The following is an 18,542-nucleotide window of genomic DNA, read 5'->3' on the forward strand; positions in this document are numbered from 1 at the left end:
GCCGGGCTACGGGTCCGCCGTCGTCTGCCAGGCGGTAGCCCGGACAGGCGCGTCAAGCGCCGCCTCCGGGAAATGTGCCAGGCCTCATAAATCAACGCTGTTTCATCCCGGTGGCGCTACGCTGGCCGGGCTACGGGTTCACCGTCGACTGCGGGCCGGTAGCCCGGATAAGGCGTTTACGCCGCAATCCGGGGAAGGCAGGCGATTATTGTCCGTAGTAGGCCCCTGCCCCGTGTTTACGCAAATAGTGTTTATCCAGTAGCGTCGCAGAGACCGGCTGTTCGTCAATGCTCAGCTGACGGGTCCACATATTCATATAGGCAATCTCCTCCAGCACCACCGCATTATGCACCGCGTTCGCCGGATCTTTTCCCCATGCAAACGGGCCGTGGCCGTGGACCAGCGCGGCGGGCACGCTGAGCGGATCGGTATGCTGCGCGCCCAGCGTTTCAATAATCACGTGACCGGTATTGGTTTCATAATCACCGCGGATTTCATCATCGCTGAGCGGGCGGGTACAGGGGATCGGCCCATAAAAATAGTCGGCGTGGGTGGTGCCCATCGCCAGCAGCGGCCTGCCCGACTGCGCCCAAATCGTCGCGTGGCGCGAATGGGTATGCACAATTCCGCCCACGCCGCTAAACGCCTTATACAGCTCCAGATGGGTAGGCGTATCCGACGAGGGCTTATAGCGCCCCTCCACCACCCTGCCGGTCGCCAGCTCCACCACCACCATATCCTCGGCCGTCATCACGGCGTATTCCACGCCGGAGGGTTTGATCACCACCAGTCCGGCGTCGCGATCGATGCCGCTGACGTTGCCCCAGGTAAAGGTCACAAGATGAAATTTCGGCAGCGCCAGATTGGCGTCAAGAACCGCCTGCTTGAGGTTATCCAACATACTTCACTCCTGAATTCACAATGCCTTCATACTGAGGCGGGCGAAACGCCTGCTGGTATTTATCCGTTAGCCACGCTTTAGCGTCGGCGATTCTCTCGCTGTCCAGCCCGTCATTTTTGGCCCACATCTCAATCAGCCAGGCGCCGCGATAGTTAAGCGCCGAGAGCGTACGAAATATCTCGATAAAATCGACGCAGCCGGTCCCGAATGGCACATCGCGAAACTGCCCCAGCGAAGCGTGGGAAACCGGCTGGGTATCCTTCAAATGAATGGCGGTGATTTTATGAATGCCTTTTCTCAACTCTTCAGGAACGTCGTTTTGCCAGGCGCTTAAGTTGCCAACGTCCGGGTAGACGCAAAACCACGGGCTGCAAACCTTCCGTTCGAGATCCAGCCAGCGGGAGATATTGCTCATAAAGGCGGTATCCATAATCTCCATTGACAGCATCACCTGCGCTTTCGCCGCTTCGGCCACCGCCCAGTTGATGCCCTCGATAAAGTATTCCCGGGTCTGCGCCGAAGAGGATTCGTAATAGACGTCATAGCCTGCCAGCTGGATGTTGCGAATGCCGACGTGGCTGGCAAAATCCAGCGCATCAAGCATCAGTTCCCGCGCCTTGAGCCGGGTATCGCGATTGACGCTACCAAAGGGATGGCTGCGGTGCGCGGAGAGGCACATGCTCGGCACATCAATGCCGCTGTTAATTTTGTCGGCCACGAACGCCAGCCGCTGCCCCCGGTTCCAGCGCAGCCTGGCCTGGCGCTCGGGGCTTTCGTCAACGGAGATTTCAATAAAATCAAACGCCAGGCCCGCCGCCATTTCAAAGCGTTTCGGCCAGTCCAGCGCCGCGGGGAGCGCTTTTTCGTAGATGCCAAGTCTGGGTTTCATTGCGCCGCTCCCGTCGCCCTGGAGAGGCTTTGCGCGACCGCTAAGTAACGGGCGTAGCCTTCACGCAGCTGCTGATGCCGATTGCTGTCGGGTTGATAGCAGACCACCTCGGGCTGCGTGGCGGCAATCGCTTCGCTGAAGTTAGCGTAGGCGCCGCTACCGGCCGCGGCGCACAGCGCGGCGGCTCGACAGCCGGCCTGTTCGATATCCACCACTTCCAGCGGAAGATTGGCCGCATCGGCGTACATCTGCGTCCAGCCTCTCGACTGGCTCGGCCCGCCGGTAAAGCGAATTTTTTGAATATCCCGATTGAGTTCAATAATGCGGTCCTGATGCACCAGGTGAGAAAAAACGATGCCGCGATAGATGGCCGCAATAATATCCTTTTTCGTATGATGCCCCGCGAGGCCCACCAGCGCGCCGGGCAGATCCATCGCCAGATTGGAACCGAACAAATAGGGTAAAAAAATGAGGTTGCTGTCGGTATCTTGCGCAATCCAGCTTTCGAAATGGTCGTAGCAGCGGTCATCGTCAGGGAAAAACTGCTTCACAAACCAGGAGAGATTGCTCGCCGAAGTGGGGCTGCCCTCGTGAACGAAGTATTTACCCGGAATGCAGTATTTCCCCCAGATGTAGGGAAAGTCGCTGGCAATAATGCTATCCGTCACCGAGGTGGCGATACTCCAGGTGCCGGCCACCGCGCTCAGGGTATCCGCCCGGTCAATCCCCGAGGAGACGGCGGAGGCCACCACGTCGAAAAAGCCGCCGAAAACCGGCGTCCCCGGGCACAAACCGCAATCCAGCGAGGCCTGCAGGGTAATGTGGCCCACGCAGTCCGTCGAGTTCACCACCGGCGCGGTTTTATCCGCCACTTCCTCAATGCCAAACAGCGCCATCATGTCGCGGTCATAGCGGGAGGTAAACTGGTTATAAAAATTGCTGCCGGAAATATTAGTGATCTCCGCCGTCGCCTCGCCGGTTAGGCGGAAACGTACGTAGTCGTGCACCATTAAAACGGCGTCGATCCTGTCGTAATTGGCCGGTTCATGCGCTTTCAGCCACGCCAGTAGCGACACCGGATGTCCGGTCCACAGCTGCTGCAATCCTTTTGGGTATGCCAGCTTGTCTATACCTTCGCGATACCATTTTTTGACAAACGCCAGCGCCCGGGTATCGGATGAGATAATCCCGTTGCGCACCGGCTCGCCTTTTTTATCAATCGCGTAGAGCCCTTTGCCGTGCGAGGAGAAACCGATCCCGCCGATGCTTAGCGGCGGCACCTGGCTTTCATACAGCGCTTTTTTTATCACGCTGCAAACAGTGTCCCATAGCTCATGCATGTTCCGCTCGGTAAAGCCCGGCTGTTCGGATAATACCTGCGCATATTGCGACGCCACGTGAATCTCTTGCCCTAACTCATTATATATACCGGCTTTGGTGACCGTACCACCGATATCAACCCCGATAAAATTCATATCCCTTCGCCTCATATTTAAAATAAGTTAACGTCTGGCTGAGCTAATAAAGGTGGCGCCCCAAATAATAAGCCCTTTCACCACGTACTGAACGTAAGGAGAGATCCCCAGAAGGTTTAAACCATTATTCAGTACGCCGAGCATCATGGCGCCAATCAGGGTGCCGATAATCATTCCGCGGCCGCCGGCAATCGATGCCCCGCCGAGCACCACGGCGGCAATGGCATCCAGTTCAAATCCGACGCCGGCATTCGGCTGGCCGCTCATCACCCGCGAGGTGAAAATAAGGCCGGCAAAACTGGCGGTAAAACCGCTGATCACGTAAACCAGCAATTTATAATATTTCACCCGCAGGCCGCTCAGGCGCGCCGCTTCTTCATTACCGCCGAGGGAATAAACATAGCGACCAAACGGCATATGATTCAGGACGATATAAAAGATGAGATATAAAACCACCATCAGAATAATAGGCACCTGAATACCGAACAGATATTCACGGCCCCAAAAAGCGAATGAATCCGGTAAGCCGGAGATGGGGTAGCCGCCGGTATAGATCAGCGCCAGCCCCTTCGCAATAATCATTGCCCCGAGGGTCACGATAATCGGCGGCATTTTACCGTAGGCGGTTAAAAAGCCGTTCAGCGCGCCAAAGGCGACGCCGGAGCACAGACCGATAAGAATGGCTAACCACGGATCTAAACCATAGTACTTCATTAATCCCGCCATCAGGGTACCGGCCAGGGCCATGACCGCGCCGACGGAGAGGTCGATTCCGCCGGTCAGAATGGCAAAGGTCATCCCGATGGCAATGATGGCATTAATCGAGACCTGACGAGCGACGGTCGATAAGTTATCGACCGTTAAAAAGTAGTCATTAAAAATAGCCATACAGGAGAACAGGAGTACCAGACCAACAAACGGCAGGAACGCGGGCATTTTTAATAAACCATGGAGCATCTTTTTATTTTTATCAGGAGATGCGGCGGGCGCTAATGACACGTTTTCATTACTCATTTAATACTCCCTAAATAATATTACCGGCAGCGTGCAGCATAATCACAGTGGAATTGATTTGGTCGTTCTCGAGTTCGGCAACGATATTACCGTCGCGAAAAACCATTACCCGGTCGCTAACGCCAATCACCTCTGGTAGCTCAGATGAAATCATAATTATTGAAATACCCTGGGCGGTGAGGTCGCGCATAATCTGATAGATTTCTGATTTCGCTCCGACATCAATACCGCGAGTCGGTTCGTCAAAAATAAGAATATTGACATCATGATTTAACCAACGGGAAATAACGACTTTCTGCTGGTTACCGTCGCTCAACGTGCCCACCGCGGTCCCGGCATCCGGCGTTTTCACGCCAACGTGATTAATTAAACGCTCGGCGGTCAGGCGCTCTTCGTTATCGCGGATAAGCGAGAACTGGCAGGCGTGTTTGTTAAGCCAGATATTATCTTTGACCGAAAAAGGCAGCACCAGTCCCTGCGTTTTGCGGCTTTCCGGCAACAGACCAATGCCCAGACGCAGAGCCCGGTCGGTGGATTTTATCGTCACCTCTTTTCCGGCCAGGCGGACGCGCTTTTTGAAGCATTTATCCGCGCCGGTCAGGGCCAGGATCGCTTCGGAACGCCCCGACCCCACCAGCCCGGCGAGGCCCAGGATCTCCCCTTTGCGCAGCGTCAGTCGATTGAGCTGGCTACTCTCGGTAAGCTGAATTTCGGCCTCCAGCAGTATCTCATCATGCGCCAGCGTCCGCCGCTCGGGATAGATATTCTCCACCTCACGGCCGACCATCATCTGGATCATCTCGGCGATATCGATATTGTCGACCTTTGCCGACCCGATATATTTGCCGTCGCGGAGAATGCTCAGGCTGTCGCAGATCTCATATATCTCCTCAAGGTGGTGTGAGATAAAGAACATCCCGACGCCTTTGGCCTTTAAATCGCGCATCACGCGGAAAAGATGCTCCGCCTCGCTCGGGGTTAAGGTCGCGGTGGGTTCATCCAGAATGAGAATTCGCGCATCCAGCGACAGCGCTTTGGCAATTTCCACGAACTGCTGTTCGGCGACGCTGAGATGGCAAATTTGCTCATCGGGATCGAGGGTCACGCCAAGATCTTTAAAAATGCGTAACGCCTCGCGGCGCATCGCTTTACGATCTAGCAGGCCAAAACGATTTACCTTTTCGCGATTAAGGAAAATATTCTCATAAGCGTTCAGATAGGGAATAAGAGAAAACTCCTGAAAGATAATCCCTACGCCGCAGGCAATCGCGTCACGATAGTTATGAAAATGCTGCTGCTTACCGTCAATAAAAATATTACCGGCGTCAGGTTGATATATCCCGCAAAGGATTTTCATTAACGTCGATTTACCCGCGCCGTTTTCACCTAATAAAGCATGCACCTCCCCTCGGCCAAGGGTGATATTGACATTATCCAGCGCCTTGACCCCGGGGAAGCTTTTACTGACGTTTTTGACTTCCAGTAAGCTGGGCATAAACATCGCTCCATAATGGCTCGATAAAATAGCGAGCCATACTTTAAGAAGAATCCGGCACGGCTCACCTGAATAAGCGAGAGCCGCTATGGCGTAATAATGCGATTACCAGTGGAAATCTTTGGCGTTGGTTTTATCGATAAGCTTCACATCAACAGGGATCTCTTTAGGAATATTCGCCCCCCAATGTTTGGCCAGGGCAATACCTAAACCAATACGCAGCTGATCGCGCGGGAACTGAGCGGCGGTGGCAATAAACGGCGTATTACCTTTAGCAATTTCAGCGACCGCTTCCGGAGAACCATCAACGCTCACCAGCTTCACATCGCGCCCTGATGCCTGAATCGCCGCCAGAGCGCCGAGTGAGCCAACATCATTCACGCTAAAAATACCGTTGAGCGTCGGGTTGGACTGCAGCATATTTTCCGTCACGCTCATGGAGGTATCGCGCTCTTGTTTACCATTCAGTTTGGTAATCACTTTAATATTAGGATGCTTTTTCATCGCATCTTCAAAGCCGCGCACGCGCTCCAGAATAGGTACCACCGGAATCCCGTCGAGAATCGCTACGTTGCCTTTATCACCCAGCGCTTTGGCTAAGTGTTCCCCGGCAATAAAGCCCGCATCATAGTTTTTTGAGCCGACAAAAGAATCTATCGGGCCATTAGCCTGAGCATCTATCGCCACCACCACCACGCCGGCTTTTTTAGCGGCCAGCACGGCGGTTTCCGCACCGACGCTATCAGCCGGGTTAATCAGCAAAATATCTATTTTCTTTTGCAGCATATCCTCAACGTCGCTAATCTGCTTGGAGACATCATGCGCCGCATCCGCGGTATAGACGGTGGCGTTAATATCTTTTGCCGACTGCTCAAGCGACTCTTTCATGGTGACGAAATATTCGTTATTCAATTCCTGGAACGACATACCGATAGTCAAAGGTTTGGCATTAACGCAGGCAACCATGCTCATCGCAAGAAGTCCTGAGAGTATTGCTTTAGTCTTAAATTTTACAGGCATTCACTATCTCCTTATTGAGTAATGCGCTGAGAAATAAAATTTATTTATCAGCGTTTTCATGGTGCGGATGCTGCCTGATATACTGAGCAATAAATACGCCGCTGGCAGATAGCCAGAAGCCACCGATATTGTTCTCAGTTATCCCCATGATTGAAATCCAGTATTTAATGAACAGCCATCAGCGGTCATTTGCGTAATAATTAAAAATGGCGAACTTAACTAGTTAAAAAATTTATGGCTTAATGACGACCTTAATCGAATCGAGCGATTTAGCCATCTCAAAAGCGGCTTTCCACTCATCAATAGAATAGAAATGCGTCACCACGCCTTTGGCGGTCAGCAGACCGCGCGCAAAGAGATCGATGGCGATTTCATAGCTGTAAGGCCCCAGATGCGCGCCGCGGATATCCAGCTCTTTACGGTCGCCAATAATCGACCAGTCGGCGGTCGTTTCTTTACCAAACACGCTGAACTCAACGAAGCGTCCCAGCTTACGAATCATCTCCAGACCCTGGGTCACGCCGATAGGGGCGCCCGTCGCTTCGATATACACATCGCAGCCGTAGCCATCGGTCATGGATTTTACGATAGCGATGGCGTCCTCTTGCGCCGCATTGATGACCACGTCGGCGCCAAACGCTTTCGCCAGCGCCAGGCGGTCGTCCATCGTGTCGATGACAACCAGTTTCTTCGGCGTTTTCAGATGAGCGACCTGCACCATACACAGCCCCAGCGGCCCGGCGCCGGCGATAACAACCACATCATCCAGTTCGATATCACCGCGGCGTACCGTGTGGATTGCGCAGGCCATAGGTTCGATCAGCGCGGCATCTTCTTCACTTAATGATTCAGGAATTTTGTGAATAATTGCCCGTTCGGAAAAACGCATATATTCAGCCATACCGCCATCGGCGACCTCCTTCTGGAAACCGTAAATATCATGGGTTTCGCACATCCAGTATTTGCCGGTTTTACAGAAACGGCACTCATGGCAGGGGACAATCTGTTCAGCCAGGATGCGATCGCCAATTTTTAATTGATATTTTTCAGCGGAGCCCGGGCCTAATTCGGCAACCCGACCGTAAAACTCATGGCCGGGCACCACCGGCGTTTTCACCCACGGATTATCGCCCCAGAACATCGGCGCGCCGTCCTGGGCCTTGCAGTCGCCGGCGCAGATTCCACACCCGTCAACCTTAATGACCACTTCCTTTTCTTTGGCGACCGGGCGGGGAATTTTCTCAAAGCGATAATCCTGGGGACCATGGCAGACAACCGCTTTCATATCTTCAGGTAATTGTTCCATCGTAAACCTCTTTTTCGGATAAATAATGAAGAGGGATGGTATTGCTGGCGCAATACCCCTCCATCGGGCACAAGGGCTATTCAATAATAATGCCGGTAGAATATCTGGCAGAGCGGCTATTTAGTCTCGACAATATGTACCTGGTGCTGGCGATAGGTATCAGCTGGTAATTCGTTAGTGATCAACACATCAATATCCGCCAGATCGCATATTTTATAGAGTGAATAACGTTCAAACTTACTGCTATCGACCATCAGGATTTTTTGATCGGCAACTTTCAGCATCTCCTGCTTCAGCCGGACGTTGACTTCATTGCTGTCTTTTATTTCCAGCCCGGCGTCGAGACCCTGGCAAGAAAAAAACAGCTTATTGACCTTAAAGTTGTTGATAATGAACTCGGCGACCGGACCGTGAAAATCACCGTGGCGCTCAGAATATTCACCCCCAACGCTGACTATTCTTATTTTCTTACGACAGGCTAAGGTTTGAATAATATTCAAAGAATTGGTAATCACGGTCAGCTCGATGTCAGGCAGCTGGCGCGCTAAAAACCAGCAGGAGCTGCTATTATCCATGATAATGCACTCATGCTCATGAATAAACTGCAGCGCGCCTTTAGCAATACGCATCTTACGTTCCGGCTGCTCTTTGGTGCGCTTAATAAAGGCCTCGGCTTTATCGACAAAGTTCCCGTGATTTGTCGGCGTATCGGCAGCTAAAAATGATGCATTATTTTCAGAAATCATTGCACCGCCAAAGCTACGAACTATTTTTTTATTTCTCGCCAGCGCGGTTAAATCCCGGCGAATGGTTTCTGGAGATACACCGAATATCTGTGAGAGCTCATTAACTCTGGCGCATCCTTTTTCTACGACATATTCCACAATTAATGAATGACGTTTAACTTGTAACATAGACGTTCTCAAGAAAGCATTCAGGATTTAATGACATAAATATAACAAAATCGTCCATATCAGTAAGTGACATAAATCATACAAAATCAAAACAAGTTTTTAGCTTTTTTTAGTTTGAAGTTGATCATATATATCAGGCAACTTTCATTTTGGATGGAATAAATTTGTGATTAAAATCGCAGAATTAGCCGTGATTGTTCGTTTGCTTTAGCCGTATATTCGCTAAAACGGGCAAACCCGGTCAAAGCAATAATACCCGTTTATGCCCGATTCAGTCAGCGTAATACCCGCCAGGCCTGTGCCGTCTGGATAACACATAACGTTAAACCTTGCAGCATCGCCATAATGTCACGACTTTTGCCGCCTCTGAGACCAGCAGCAGAGCAATAAAGAAGGCCGCGCTTTTCAACGCCACCGCCTGCGCCAGCCAGGCCACCAGCGAAAGCGACGGGAGCATAAAGGCCAGACGCAGCGGCGTCTGCGCATAGGCCAGCCACGGCGCATAGCGGCTCTGGCGCCAGAAGAGAACCATCGACGCGGGAATGCTGATAGTCAGAATAAAATGAAGGGTAAACAGCCAGGCGGCCGCGGAGCCCCAGGTTTGCAGCAGCGGTAAAAATGAGAGGATATCGTCGTAAAGCGGTACTCGCCGGTGGTAGATGTTCCAGCCAATAAACTGCAAGAGATAAAAGAGATCCATCCCACCCCAAAACCAAAAAACGTTTTTTCGTTCCAGATTCATCGCTATCCCTGCGAAAAAAAACAGGCCCTGAAAAGGGCCTGTTTATCGTGCGGTCAATTAGGCGTTTTTCAACACTTCGCTGACAATCTCTACCGCTTCTTTCTCAATCTGCTGACGATGTTCAGCGCCGAGGAAGCTTTCGCAGTAGATTTTATAGGCATCTTCGGTACCTGACGGACGCGCGGCGAACCAGCCGTTGTCGGTCATCACCTTCAGACCGCCAATCGCCGCCCCGTTGCCCGGCGCCGCGGTCAGACGCGCGGTAATCGGATCGCCTGCCAGGGTGCTGGCGCTCACCATTTCCGGAGAGAGCTTAGACAGCGCCGCTTTCTGGGCAGACGTCGCGGAAGCCTGCAGACGGTTGTAGCTTGGCGCGCCGAAGCGCTCTGCCAGCTCGTCGTAGTGCTGCTGCGGGTTTTTGCCAGTGACTGCGGTGATTTCCGCCGCCAGCAGGCACATGATGATGCCGTCTTTGTCGGTAGACCACGGCGTGCCGTCAAAGCGCAGGAACGACGCCCCCGCGCTCTCTTCGCCGCCGAAGCCGAAGCTGCCGTCGAACAGGCCGTCAACGAACCACTTAAAGCCAACCGGCACTTCCACCAGTTTGCGCCCCAGATCGTTGACTACGCGGTCAATCATCGCCGAGGAGACCAGGGTTTTACCGACAGCCACATCTTTGCCCCACTGCGGGCGATGCTGGAACAGGTAGTTAATCGCCACCGCCAGGTAGTGGTTCGGGTTCATTAACCCGGCCGGCGTGACGATACCGTGACGATCGTAATCCGGGTCATTGGCGAAGGCCAGGTCAAACTTGTCGCGCAGCGCCAGCAGGCCCGCCATCGCGCACTCGGAGGAGCAGTCCATGCGGATTGCGCCGTCTTTATCGAGGTGCATAAAGCGGAAGGTCTGATCGACGTGGTCGTTAACGATGGTCAGGTTGAGATTGTAATGCTCAGCGATACGCTTCCAGTATTCGATACCGGAACCGCCCAGCGGATCGACGCCCAGCGTCAGTCCGGCTTTCTGGATCGCCGCCATATCGACGATATCCGCCAGCCCTTCAATAAACGGCTGCACCAGATCCTGCTCTGTGACGTGGCCGGAGGCCAGCGCCGCATCAAGAGAAATACGCTTCACCCCCTGCAGACCGGCAGCCAGCAGTTCGTTGGCGCGATTCTCTACCACCTTAGTCACGTTGGTATCCGCCGGGCCGCCGTTAGGCGGGTTGTACTTGATACCACCGTCTTCCGGCGGGTTGTGGGACGGCGTGATAACAATACCGTCAGCCAGCGGGCCGCCCTTCTTGTTGTGCACCAGAATCGCATTGGAAATCGCCGGCGTCGGGGTGAAGCCGTTGTTTTCCTGAACGATGACGTCAACGCCGTTCGCCGCCAGCACTTCCAGTACGGAAATGAAAGCCGGTTCGGAGAGTGCGTGAGTGTCCTTACCAACATAGCATGGGCCGGTGATCCCGTTCTTCGCGCGATCTTCAGCAATTGCCTGAGCAATCGCCAGAATATGCTGCTCGTTGAAGTTGTGGCGCGCCGCGCTGCCGCGGTGACCGGAGGTGCCAAACTTCACTGCATGTTCCGCGTTGCCAACTTCCGGCTTCAGCACATAGTACTGGGCAGTCAGTTGGGCGACGTTAATCAAATCACTCTGTTGCGCAGGTTGACCCGCGCGCTTATCGATTGCCATTGCCTGATCCTTCTGGTGCAAAGTTAACTAACTAGATCGTACCGCAAACCTTTTCGATCAATTCCGCAGGGAACTGCATTGACTGCATGATATGTTCGATCATGCTGCATTTGCGACCGGTATTGGTATTTGTAATGACCCACCACGGCGTCCCCGGTACCTGCTTAGGTTTCGTCTGATTACCGTTTTTCTGCAGCGTGCGTTCATCCTCAGCGAAATAAACGCGAGTGCGCCCGTGCAGGGACTCGGTCGCCTCGGCAAACGCTTTGCTGTCTATGGCGTAGAGGGTCGTCAGAACCAGCATGAAACGGTTTACCGCGCGCTTTTGTTCGGCGTACTCATCAGATAACAGCAGCTCACGCATAGCGCGAACTTTATCTTTCAGAGGATTGGCGGGTTTCACTTCAACGACAGGCGTTGGCGCAGGGGCCGTAGCGGCTTTCGCTACCGGTGCGACAGGCTGGGAAACGGCGGAAAACTTCAACATGCGCCGTAAAATGTCGGATGCGCTCTCGCCAATATGCTTGGTGTGGCTGGCAATATAGCTATAGAGTTCATCATCAACTTCAATTGTTTTCATCTTAATCCAGTGCGATATCTTTTTCTGAATACAAGTTGTCGGGATTATAGGGACAAATCCCAACCGCGGATAGCGTCAAACCAGGATGGCGGTAAAACTCGGATATCTTCCGGGTCTTGCAGCCGGATGGCAGAATGTCCAACATAATACCCTAACCCGACGGAGCGAAAAAAAGAACTTTGCCATGAAATTAAATAGCCGAGCGCAATCTGCACAGAATCCGCACAATAATCCCCCTATCGTCCTGGTCCACGGCCTTTTTGGCAGCCTGGATAATCTTGGGATCCTCGCCCGCGATCTGGTTCTCGATCGCGATATTATCCAGGTCGACATGCGAAACCACGGCCTTTCGCCGCGCTCGCCTGACATGACCTATCCCGCGATGGCCCAGGATCTGCTTGATATTCTCAATGAATCACAGATTGAGAAAGCCACCTTTATTGGTCACTCAATGGGCGGTAAAGCGGTGATGGCGCTGAGCGCGCTGGCCCCGGAGCGTATCGCGGGCCTGGTCGCCATTGATATCGCCCCGGTGGATTATCACGTCCGCCGCCATGATGAAATCTTCGCCGCCATCAATGCCGTCACCGACGCGGGGGCCGCTACGCGTCAGCAGGCGGCGACGGTCATGCGCCAGCGCCTTAACGAAGAGGGCGTGATTCAGTTTCTGTTAAAATCTTTCGTGGACGGCCAGTGGCGGTTTAACGTACCGGTGCTGTGGGAGCAGTACGATAATATCGTCGGCTGGCAAACCGTTCCGCCCTGGCCGCATCCGGCGCTGTTTATTCCGGGCGGCAACTCCCCCTACGTCACCGATGCCTACCGCGAGACTTTATTAGCTCAGTTTCCCCAGGCGCGCGCGCACGTTATCGCCGGCGCCGGGCACTGGGTGCATGCAGAAAAACCGGAGGCCGTTATCCGCGCGATCCGTCGTTATTTGACCTCTATCGCCGCGTAACTGCCTAAAATATACTCGACCGCGCGGCTTAATGCCCGCGGCCGTTGGCGCAGCCCGTCGCCTGATGTATTATGGCGCGCTGTCTGCGTCGGCTATGCCCGATAGCTTGTTTCCCCCGAAGTCACTCTGAATCATGGCAAAAGAACAAACGGACCGTACGACATTAGATTTGTTCGCAACTGAGCGTCGGCCGGGTAGACCGAAAACGAATCCGCTTTCGCGCGATGAACAGCTGCGCATCAACAAACGCAATCAGCTTAAACGCGATAAGAGTCGCGGTCTGAAGCGCGTGGAGCTAAAGCTCAATGCCGATGCTGTCGATGCGCTTAATGAGCTGGCCGAAGCCCGTAACATGAACCGCAGCGATCTCATCGAAGAGATGCTGATGAACCAGCTGGCAGCCCTGCGCGGCCAGGATAAAGCCTAAAACCCTCAAAAAATAAGCTTTCGTGTAGCAGAGTGTGCAGTTGGGCGTGATTGCTGTTTCCGCGCCCTTCTCAGTTCTGCTATCATTGCCCCTATCTGCGGGCATTACGCCACTACCACATCATTAAGTTTCAAGAGGTTATTTTACTCATGGCAATCATCGGCATCTTTTTTGGCAGCGACACCGGCAACACCGAAAATATTGCAAAAATGATCCAAAAGCAGCTTGGTAAAGACGTTGCTGATGTTCACGACATTGCCAAAAGCAGCAAAGAGGATCTGGAAGCTCACGATATCCTGCTGCTCGGCATTCCCACCTGGTACTACGGCGAAGCCCAGTGCGACTGGGACGATTTCTTCCCGACGCTGGAAGAGATCGATTTCAATGGCAAACTGGTGGCTCTGTTTGGCTGTGGCGATCAGGAAGACTATGCTGAATACTTCTGTGATGCGCTGGGGACCATTCGCGATATCATCGAACCGCGCGGCGCAACTATCGTTGGCCATTGGCCGACCGCCGGCTACCATTTTGAAGCCTCTAAAGGCCTGGCCGATGACGATCACTTTGTTGGCCTGGCCATTGACGAAGACCGTCAGCCTGAGCTGACTAACGAACGCGTGGAAAAATGGGTAAAACAGATTTCTGAAGAGCTGCACCTCGAAGAAATCAAGAATGCCTGAGTCTGAACGGCGTAATCATCAGGTTTCGCCGAATTAATAGATAAAAGCAATCAAAGTTATAGCTACAAGTTTTTAACTTTTAATCACATATCTGTACAATGTCCTCTGATTTAACGGGGTCGCGTGAAGCACTTTGTAGCGAGTGCCTCGTTTTTGACAGCATACAAGGCCCGATGCTTGCAGTTTTCATTTCACCATGGCAGTTCTATAATGAGACGCATTACATCGGGTGATTCTCTGTATTACTTCCGCTGAAGGAAGTAGATCGTTTAGCAACAGGACAGATTCCGCATGACTGACAACAATACCGCATTAAAGAAAGCTGGCCTGAAAGTGACGCTTCCGAGATTAAAAATCCTGGAAGTGCTGCAAGGACCGGATAACCATCATGTCAGTGCGGAAGACTTATACAAACGCCTGATTGATATGGGTGAAGAGATTGGCCTGGCCACCGTCTACCGCGTACTGAACCAGTTCGACGACGCCGGCATCGTCACCCGTCATAATTTCGAAGGCGGTAAATCCGTTTTTGAACTGACGCAGCAGCATCATCACGATCACCTGATTTGCCTCGACTGCGGCAAAGTGATCGAATTTAGCGATGATTCCATTGAAGCGCGCCAGCGTGAAATTGCCGCAAGGCACGGTATTCGCCTGACTAACCACAGCCTGTACCTGTACGGCCACTGCGCAGAAGGCGACTGCCGCGAAGATGAACATGCCCACGACGCGGCAGAGAAATAATCACCGCATCGTGTACCGCCAAAAGCCAGCCTGAAGGTTGGCTTTTTTTTGCCCGGAATCTGCCGCCTCTTTCTCTCGCGCTGCAATACGTTTACTGTCAGTGCATCCTGACGTGTACGGAGAGTCGACATGGAGCTTCGCCAGCTACGCTATTTTGTGCGCATTATTGAAACCGGCAGTATGGGCCGCGCCGCGCTTGACCTGGATATCGGCGTCTCCGCGCTTAGCCAACAGATGGCGCGCCTGGAGAACGAACTCGCCATTCGCCTGCTGCAGCGGACGTCTCGCGGCGTCATGCCGACCAGCGCCGGCCTCGCCTTCTACTCCCAGGCGCAGCTCGCGCTGCGTCACGCCGATGATGCGGTTCTCGCCGCGCGCGAGGCGCGCCTTTCCGGCCACGTCAGCGTCGGTATGGCCCCCAGCACCGCCTCCGTTCTCGGGGTGCCTTTTATTCACGCGATGCGCGAAAACTATGCCGACGTCCGCCTGCATTTGGTCGAGAGCCTCTCCGGTAACCTGGAACGCATGATCAACACCCGCCAGCTTGACTTAGCTATCGTGTTCCAGAAGGAGAAGCTTGTGCGCTGGAGCGCCAGGCCCATCCTTGAAGAGCGTCTGTTTCTGATTGGCACCTATGACGTCCTGTCCCCCCTTCCCGAAGCGAGTATCTCGCCTGGCCAGCTGGCCGCTATCCCGCTGATTATGCCAAGCCTGGGGCATGGACTGCGCGGCAGGCTGGAAGCGATCTGCCAGGAGCATGCCCTGAGCGTCGATGTGGTGGCTGAAATCGACGGCCTGGCCCTGCTGATGCGCGCCGTCCGCGACGGGCTCGGCGCCACTTTGCAGCCGGGGGCGGCAATTTCCCATCTCGACAGCGAGTCCCTGAGAGTGATCGGCGTCGACAATCCGATACTTAGTCGACCTAATTTTCTCGTCAGCCTTTCCGATGATGAACTGACTCCGGCAGGCCTTGCGGCCCGCGTAATACTGGCGAAAGTCATGCGTCAGCTGGTTGAGTCAGGTCGCTGGCCCGGCGCCAGCCTTTACGCAAACTAAACCCCCCTTTAGCAATACGCCATAGCGTCCAGCCGGCCGTAACGCATACATTTCCATTACAATTTTAACAATCAAGCAAAGCGTAATGGAGCCATAAATGGTGGATGTACTGGTCATTGGCGGCGGCAATGCCGCGCTATGCGCCGCCTTAACCGCCCGGGAAGCTGGCGCGTCCGTACTGCTGCTGGAGGCCGCGCCGCGGGAATGGCGAGGCGGCAACTCTCAGCACACGCGGAATCTTCGCTGTATGCACGATGCTCCGCAGGATGTTTTGGTCGACAGCTATCCGGAAGAAGAGTACTGGCAGGACCTGCTGCGCGTCACCGAGGGCAACACCAACGAAGCGCTGGCGCGCCTGGTGATCCGCACCTCATCGCAGTGCCGGGACTGGATGCGCCAGCACGGGGTTAACTTTCAGCCGCCGCTCTCCGGCGCCCTGCACGTGGCCCGCACCAACGCCTTTTTTATGGGCGGCGGCAAGGCTCTTATAAATGCCTATTACCGCAGCGCGGAGCAGATGGGCGTAAAGATCCGCTACAACACGCCGGTACAGGCGCTCGAATTAGATAACGGCGAATTCGTCGCCGCGCTGGCGGGCGAAGAGAGGATCGTCGCCAAAACCTGCGTCCTCGCCGCCGGCGGATTTGAATCTAACCGCGAGTGGCTGCGTGAAGCATGGGGACAGAACGAGCGCGGTGAATGGCCAGCCGATAATTTTCTCATTCGCGGCACTCGTTTCAATCAGGGCGTGCTGCTCAAGTTTATGATTGACGCCGGGGCTGACATCATCGGCGATCCTTCGCAATCCCACTGCGTCGCCATTGACGCCCGGGCGCCGCTCTACGATGGCGGCATCTGCACGCGCGTGGACTGCGTATCGCTGGGGGTGGTCGTCAACCGCGACGCCGGGCGCTTTTATGATGAAGGGGAAGATTTCTGGCCCAAACGCTATGCCATCTGGGGCAGGCTGGTCGCCCACCAGCCGGGGCAAATCGGCTACTCGATCATCGACAGCAAAGCGATCGGCCACTTTATGCCGCCCGTTTTCCCCGGCGCCCAGGCCAATACCATTGAAGAGCTGGCTCGCCAGCTGGGGCTGGACGCGGAACGCCTGGCGCAAACCATCGCCCGCTACAATGCCGCCTGTACGCCGGGCCAGTTCGATCATACCCGCCTTGATAACTGCGCGACATCCGGCCTGACGCCGCCGAAAACCCACTGGGCGCGGCCCATCGATACCCCGCCCTACTACGGCTATGCCCTACGGCCGGGGATCACCTTTACCTACCTTGGGCTGTACGTTAATGAACGCGCCGCCGTCCATTTTGCGGGCAAGCCGAGCCGCAACCTGTTCGTCGCCGGCGAAATGATGGCCGGCAACGTGCTGGGCAAGGGGTATACCGCCGGCGTGGGCATGTCCATCGGTACGACGTTCGGCCGTATTGCCGGCCAGCAGGCCGCCCGCGCGGCACAGCAGGAGACACACCATGAAATCGCTTGAAATGCTGATCATTGACGCGCAAATCATCACCGAGTCGGAAGCGGAAGTTGAACGGGTGATGCAGGTCTGTAATGCCTGTCGCTATTGCGAAGGGTTTTGCGCCGTGTTTCCGGCCATGACCCAGCGCCTGGCTTTTGGCAAAGCGGATATAAACTACCTGGCCAACCTGTGCCATAACTGCGGCGCCTGCCTGCATGCCTGCCAGTACGCGCCTCCGCACGAGTTTGCCATTAATGTCCCGAAGGCGATGGCGGAAGTGCGCCTGGAGACCTATCAACACTATGCTCAGCCCGCGGCTTTCGGCAGCCTGTATCGTCGGGCCGGCGTAACCACGGTACTGGCGCTGGTCGGCGGGCTGATCCTCTTTCTGCTGCTGGCGATGGGGCTCAAAGGCTCCCTGCTTCATCCACCGCTGGCCGGCGATTTCTACCAGATTTTTCCCCATAACCTGCTGGCGTGGATGTTTGGCACGGTCTTCATACTGGCCATGGGGTTACTGATGGCCGGGGTGATCCGCTTCTGGCGCGAGATCTCGCCGGGTCAGCCTCAGGCCATCGACATCGCTGAAGCCTCGCATAATGCGCTCACGCTGAAGTATCTCGACGGCGGGCACGGTAAGGGCTGCAACGAGGCCGATGACGCGTTTACCCTGCTGCGCCGCCGTTTCCATCACTTTACCTTCTACGGGTTTCTGCTCTGTTTCGCCGCCACAGTGGTAGCCACGGGTTATCACTATATCGCCGGCTGGGAGGCCCCCTACCCGTTCTTCAGCGTACCGGTTGTGCTGGGCACGCTCGGCGGCATCGGCCTGCTGGTGGGCCCGGCGGGTTTGCTATGGCTGAACCTGCGCCGCTCGCCGCTGCACGGCGACCCGCGGCAAAAACCGATGGATCGCGGCTTTATTCTGCTGCTGCTGCTGACCAGCTTCACCGGCCTCGCCCTGCTGGCGGGACGAGACACCTCGTGGATGGGCATTCTGCTTGCCATTCACCTCGGCGTGGTCATGGCGCTGTTTTTGACCCTGCCATACGGAAAATTCGCCCACGGATTTTATCGCTGTGCGGCGTTACTCAAGTGGGCGATTGAGAAACGGCGCGGAAAACAGGCGGCAGTCGCAGGCGACTAGTCCGCTCATCTTACCT

Annotated in this window: 18 protein-coding genes; 7 read left to right on the forward strand and 11 right to left on the reverse strand. The window is 54.6% G+C overall.

All coding sequences use genetic code 11. The features are described from left to right. Positions 1–205 precede the first annotated feature (205 nt). The 11 genes from araD to seqA all read right to left on the reverse strand — a co-directional run bounded on the left by araD (position 206) and on the right by seqA (position 12,034). Positions 206–901: an L-ribulose-5-phosphate 4-epimerase gene (araD, locus tag FQK12_RS02490; RefSeq protein ID WP_014228429.1), complete on the reverse strand. Its 696-nt coding sequence runs from the start codon at positions 899–901 to the stop codon at positions 206–208. Then, positions 891–1,790, reverse strand: coding sequence for an L-ribulose-5-phosphate 3-epimerase (locus FQK12_RS02495; RefSeq protein WP_014228428.1), 900 nt, complete (start codon positions 1,788–1,790; stop codon positions 891–893). Before FQK12_RS02495 ends, araD begins: the two co-directional genes overlap by 11 nt. Beyond that, positions 1,787–3,265, reverse strand: a complete 1,479-nt coding sequence (locus FQK12_RS02500) for an FGGY-family carbohydrate kinase (RefSeq protein ID WP_004848873.1) — start codon at positions 3,263–3,265, stop codon at positions 1,787–1,789. Before FQK12_RS02500 ends, FQK12_RS02495 begins: the two co-directional genes overlap by 4 nt. A 27-nt stretch (positions 3,266–3,292) precedes the next feature. Continuing rightward, positions 3,293–4,222, reverse strand: a complete 930-nt coding sequence (locus FQK12_RS02505; RefSeq protein WP_046878552.1) for an ABC transporter permease — start codon at positions 4,220–4,222, stop codon at positions 3,293–3,295. Positions 4,223–4,289: 67 nt separating this feature from the next. After that, positions 4,290–5,774 (reverse strand): sugar ABC transporter ATP-binding protein, encoded by a 1,485-nt coding sequence (locus FQK12_RS02510; RefSeq protein ID WP_014228427.1) that lies wholly within the window; start codon positions 5,772–5,774, stop codon positions 4,290–4,292. 105 nt (positions 5,775–5,879) lie between these two features. After that, positions 5,880–6,746, reverse strand: coding sequence for an ABC transporter substrate-binding protein (locus tag FQK12_RS02515; protein ID WP_014228426.1), 867 nt, complete (start codon positions 6,744–6,746; stop codon positions 5,880–5,882). Between the two features lie 280 nt (positions 6,747–7,026). Then, positions 7,027–8,100: an erythritol/L-threitol dehydrogenase gene (locus tag FQK12_RS02520; protein ID WP_014228424.1), complete on the reverse strand. Its 1,074-nt coding sequence runs from the start codon at positions 8,098–8,100 to the stop codon at positions 7,027–7,029. A 116-nt stretch (positions 8,101–8,216) separates the two neighbouring features. Beyond that, the gene (locus tag FQK12_RS02525; protein ID WP_004848865.1) at positions 8,217–9,014 is read right to left on the reverse strand and encodes a DeoR/GlpR family DNA-binding transcription regulator; all 798 of its coding nucleotides are present in this window, start codon (positions 9,012–9,014) and stop codon (positions 8,217–8,219) included. A 322-nt stretch (positions 9,015–9,336) separates the two neighbouring features. Beyond that, positions 9,337–9,756 carry a hypothetical protein gene (locus FQK12_RS02530; protein ID WP_014228423.1) on the reverse strand — a complete coding sequence of 140 codons (420 nt, stop codon included), beginning with the start codon at positions 9,754–9,756 and terminating at the stop codon, positions 9,337–9,339. 57 nt (positions 9,757–9,813) lie between these two features. Next, on the reverse strand, positions 9,814–11,454 hold the full coding sequence (gene pgm / locus FQK12_RS02535; RefSeq protein ID WP_014228422.1) for a phosphoglucomutase (alpha-D-glucose-1,6-bisphosphate-dependent): 1,641 nt from the start codon (positions 11,452–11,454) through the stop codon (positions 9,814–9,816). A 31-nt stretch (positions 11,455–11,485) separates the two neighbouring features. Continuing rightward, on the reverse strand, positions 11,486–12,034 hold the full coding sequence (gene seqA / locus FQK12_RS02540) for a replication initiation negative regulator SeqA (RefSeq protein WP_014228421.1): 549 nt from the start codon (positions 12,032–12,034) through the stop codon (positions 11,486–11,488). A 184-nt stretch (positions 12,035–12,218) separates the two neighbouring features. Between seqA and ybfF the strand changes: the two genes are divergently transcribed. The 7 genes from ybfF (at position 12,219) to tcuB (ending at position 18,526) form a co-directional block, all read left to right on the forward strand. After that, entirely contained in the window at positions 12,219–12,992 is a 774-nt protein-coding gene (gene ybfF, locus FQK12_RS02545; RefSeq protein ID WP_014228420.1) for an esterase, read from the forward strand. 133 nt (positions 12,993–13,125) lie between these two features. Further along, positions 13,126–13,419 (forward strand): LexA regulated protein, encoded by a 294-nt coding sequence (gene ybfE, locus FQK12_RS02550; protein ID WP_004848855.1) that lies wholly within the window; start codon positions 13,126–13,128, stop codon positions 13,417–13,419. 149 nt (positions 13,420–13,568) lie between these two features. Further along, entirely contained in the window at positions 13,569–14,099 is a 531-nt protein-coding gene (fldA, locus tag FQK12_RS02555; RefSeq protein WP_004100234.1) for a flavodoxin FldA, read from the forward strand. A 291-nt stretch (positions 14,100–14,390) separates the two neighbouring features. Further along, positions 14,391–14,843, forward strand: coding sequence for a ferric iron uptake transcriptional regulator (fur, locus tag FQK12_RS02560; protein ID WP_004130476.1), 453 nt, complete (start codon positions 14,391–14,393; stop codon positions 14,841–14,843). Between the two features lie 129 nt (positions 14,844–14,972). Continuing rightward, positions 14,973–15,899 carry a tricarballylate utilization LysR family transcriptional regulator TcuR gene (gene tcuR / locus FQK12_RS02565; RefSeq protein ID WP_014228419.1) on the forward strand — a complete coding sequence of 309 codons (927 nt, stop codon included), beginning with the start codon at positions 14,973–14,975 and terminating at the stop codon, positions 15,897–15,899. Between the two features lie 97 nt (positions 15,900–15,996). Then, on the forward strand, positions 15,997–17,400 hold the full coding sequence (gene tcuA / locus FQK12_RS02570) for an FAD-dependent tricarballylate dehydrogenase TcuA (protein ID WP_014228418.1): 1,404 nt from the start codon (positions 15,997–15,999) through the stop codon (positions 17,398–17,400). Next, positions 17,387–18,526 (forward strand): tricarballylate utilization 4Fe-4S protein TcuB, encoded by a 1,140-nt coding sequence (gene tcuB, locus FQK12_RS02575; RefSeq protein WP_014228417.1) that lies wholly within the window; start codon positions 17,387–17,389, stop codon positions 18,524–18,526. Before tcuA ends, tcuB begins: the two co-directional genes overlap by 14 nt. The last annotated feature ends 16 nt before the right edge of the window (positions 18,527–18,542 follow it).

It is taken from the genome of Klebsiella sp. ME-303 (assembly GCF_007910085.1).
GTDB lineage: Bacteria > Pseudomonadota > Gammaproteobacteria > Enterobacterales > Enterobacteriaceae > Klebsiella > Klebsiella michiganensis.

Bases quoted from the DNA above. Each gene is read 5' to 3' on its own strand.
- araD (WP_014228429.1), bottom strand. From the start codon at position 901: ATGTTGGATAACCTCAAGCAGGCGGTTCTTGACGCCAATCTGGCGCTG.
- FQK12_RS02495 (WP_014228428.1), bottom strand. From the start codon at position 1,790: ATGAAACCCAGACTTGGCATCTACGAAAAAGCGCTCCCCGCGGCGCTG.
- FQK12_RS02500 (WP_004848873.1), bottom strand. From the start codon at position 3,265: ATGAATTTTATCGGGGTTGATATCGGTGGTACGGTCACCAAAGCCGGT.
- FQK12_RS02505 (WP_046878552.1), bottom strand. From the start codon at position 4,222: ATGCTCCATGGTTTATTAAAAATGCCCGCGTTCCTGCCGTTTGTTGGT.
- FQK12_RS02510 (WP_014228427.1), bottom strand. From the start codon at position 5,774: ATGCCCAGCTTACTGGAAGTCAAAAACGTCAGTAAAAGCTTCCCCGGG.
- FQK12_RS02515 (WP_014228426.1), bottom strand. From the start codon at position 6,746: ATGAGCATGGTTGCCTGCGTTAATGCCAAACCTTTGACTATCGGTATG.
- FQK12_RS02520 (WP_014228424.1), bottom strand. From the start codon at position 8,100: ATGGAACAATTACCTGAAGATATGAAAGCGGTTGTCTGCCATGGTCCC.
- FQK12_RS02525 (WP_004848865.1), bottom strand. From the start codon at position 9,014: ATGTTACAAGTTAAACGTCATTCATTAATTGTGGAATATGTCGTAGAA.
- FQK12_RS02530 (WP_014228423.1), bottom strand. From the start codon at position 9,756: ATGAATCTGGAACGAAAAAACGTTTTTTGGTTTTGGGGTGGGATGGAT.
- pgm (WP_014228422.1), bottom strand. From the start codon at position 11,454: ATGGCAATCGATAAGCGCGCGGGTCAACCTGCGCAACAGAGTGATTTG.
- seqA (WP_014228421.1), bottom strand. From the start codon at position 12,034: ATGAAAACAATTGAAGTTGATGATGAACTCTATAGCTATATTGCCAGC.
- ybfF (WP_014228420.1), top strand. From the start codon at position 12,219: ATGAAATTAAATAGCCGAGCGCAATCTGCACAGAATCCGCACAATAAT.
- ybfE (WP_004848855.1), top strand. From the start codon at position 13,126: ATGGCAAAAGAACAAACGGACCGTACGACATTAGATTTGTTCGCAACT.
- fldA (WP_004100234.1), top strand. From the start codon at position 13,569: ATGGCAATCATCGGCATCTTTTTTGGCAGCGACACCGGCAACACCGAA.
- fur (WP_004130476.1), top strand. From the start codon at position 14,391: ATGACTGACAACAATACCGCATTAAAGAAAGCTGGCCTGAAAGTGACG.
- tcuR (WP_014228419.1), top strand. From the start codon at position 14,973: ATGGAGCTTCGCCAGCTACGCTATTTTGTGCGCATTATTGAAACCGGC.
- tcuA (WP_014228418.1), top strand. From the start codon at position 15,997: ATGGTGGATGTACTGGTCATTGGCGGCGGCAATGCCGCGCTATGCGCC.
- tcuB (WP_014228417.1), top strand. From the start codon at position 17,387: ATGAAATCGCTTGAAATGCTGATCATTGACGCGCAAATCATCACCGAG.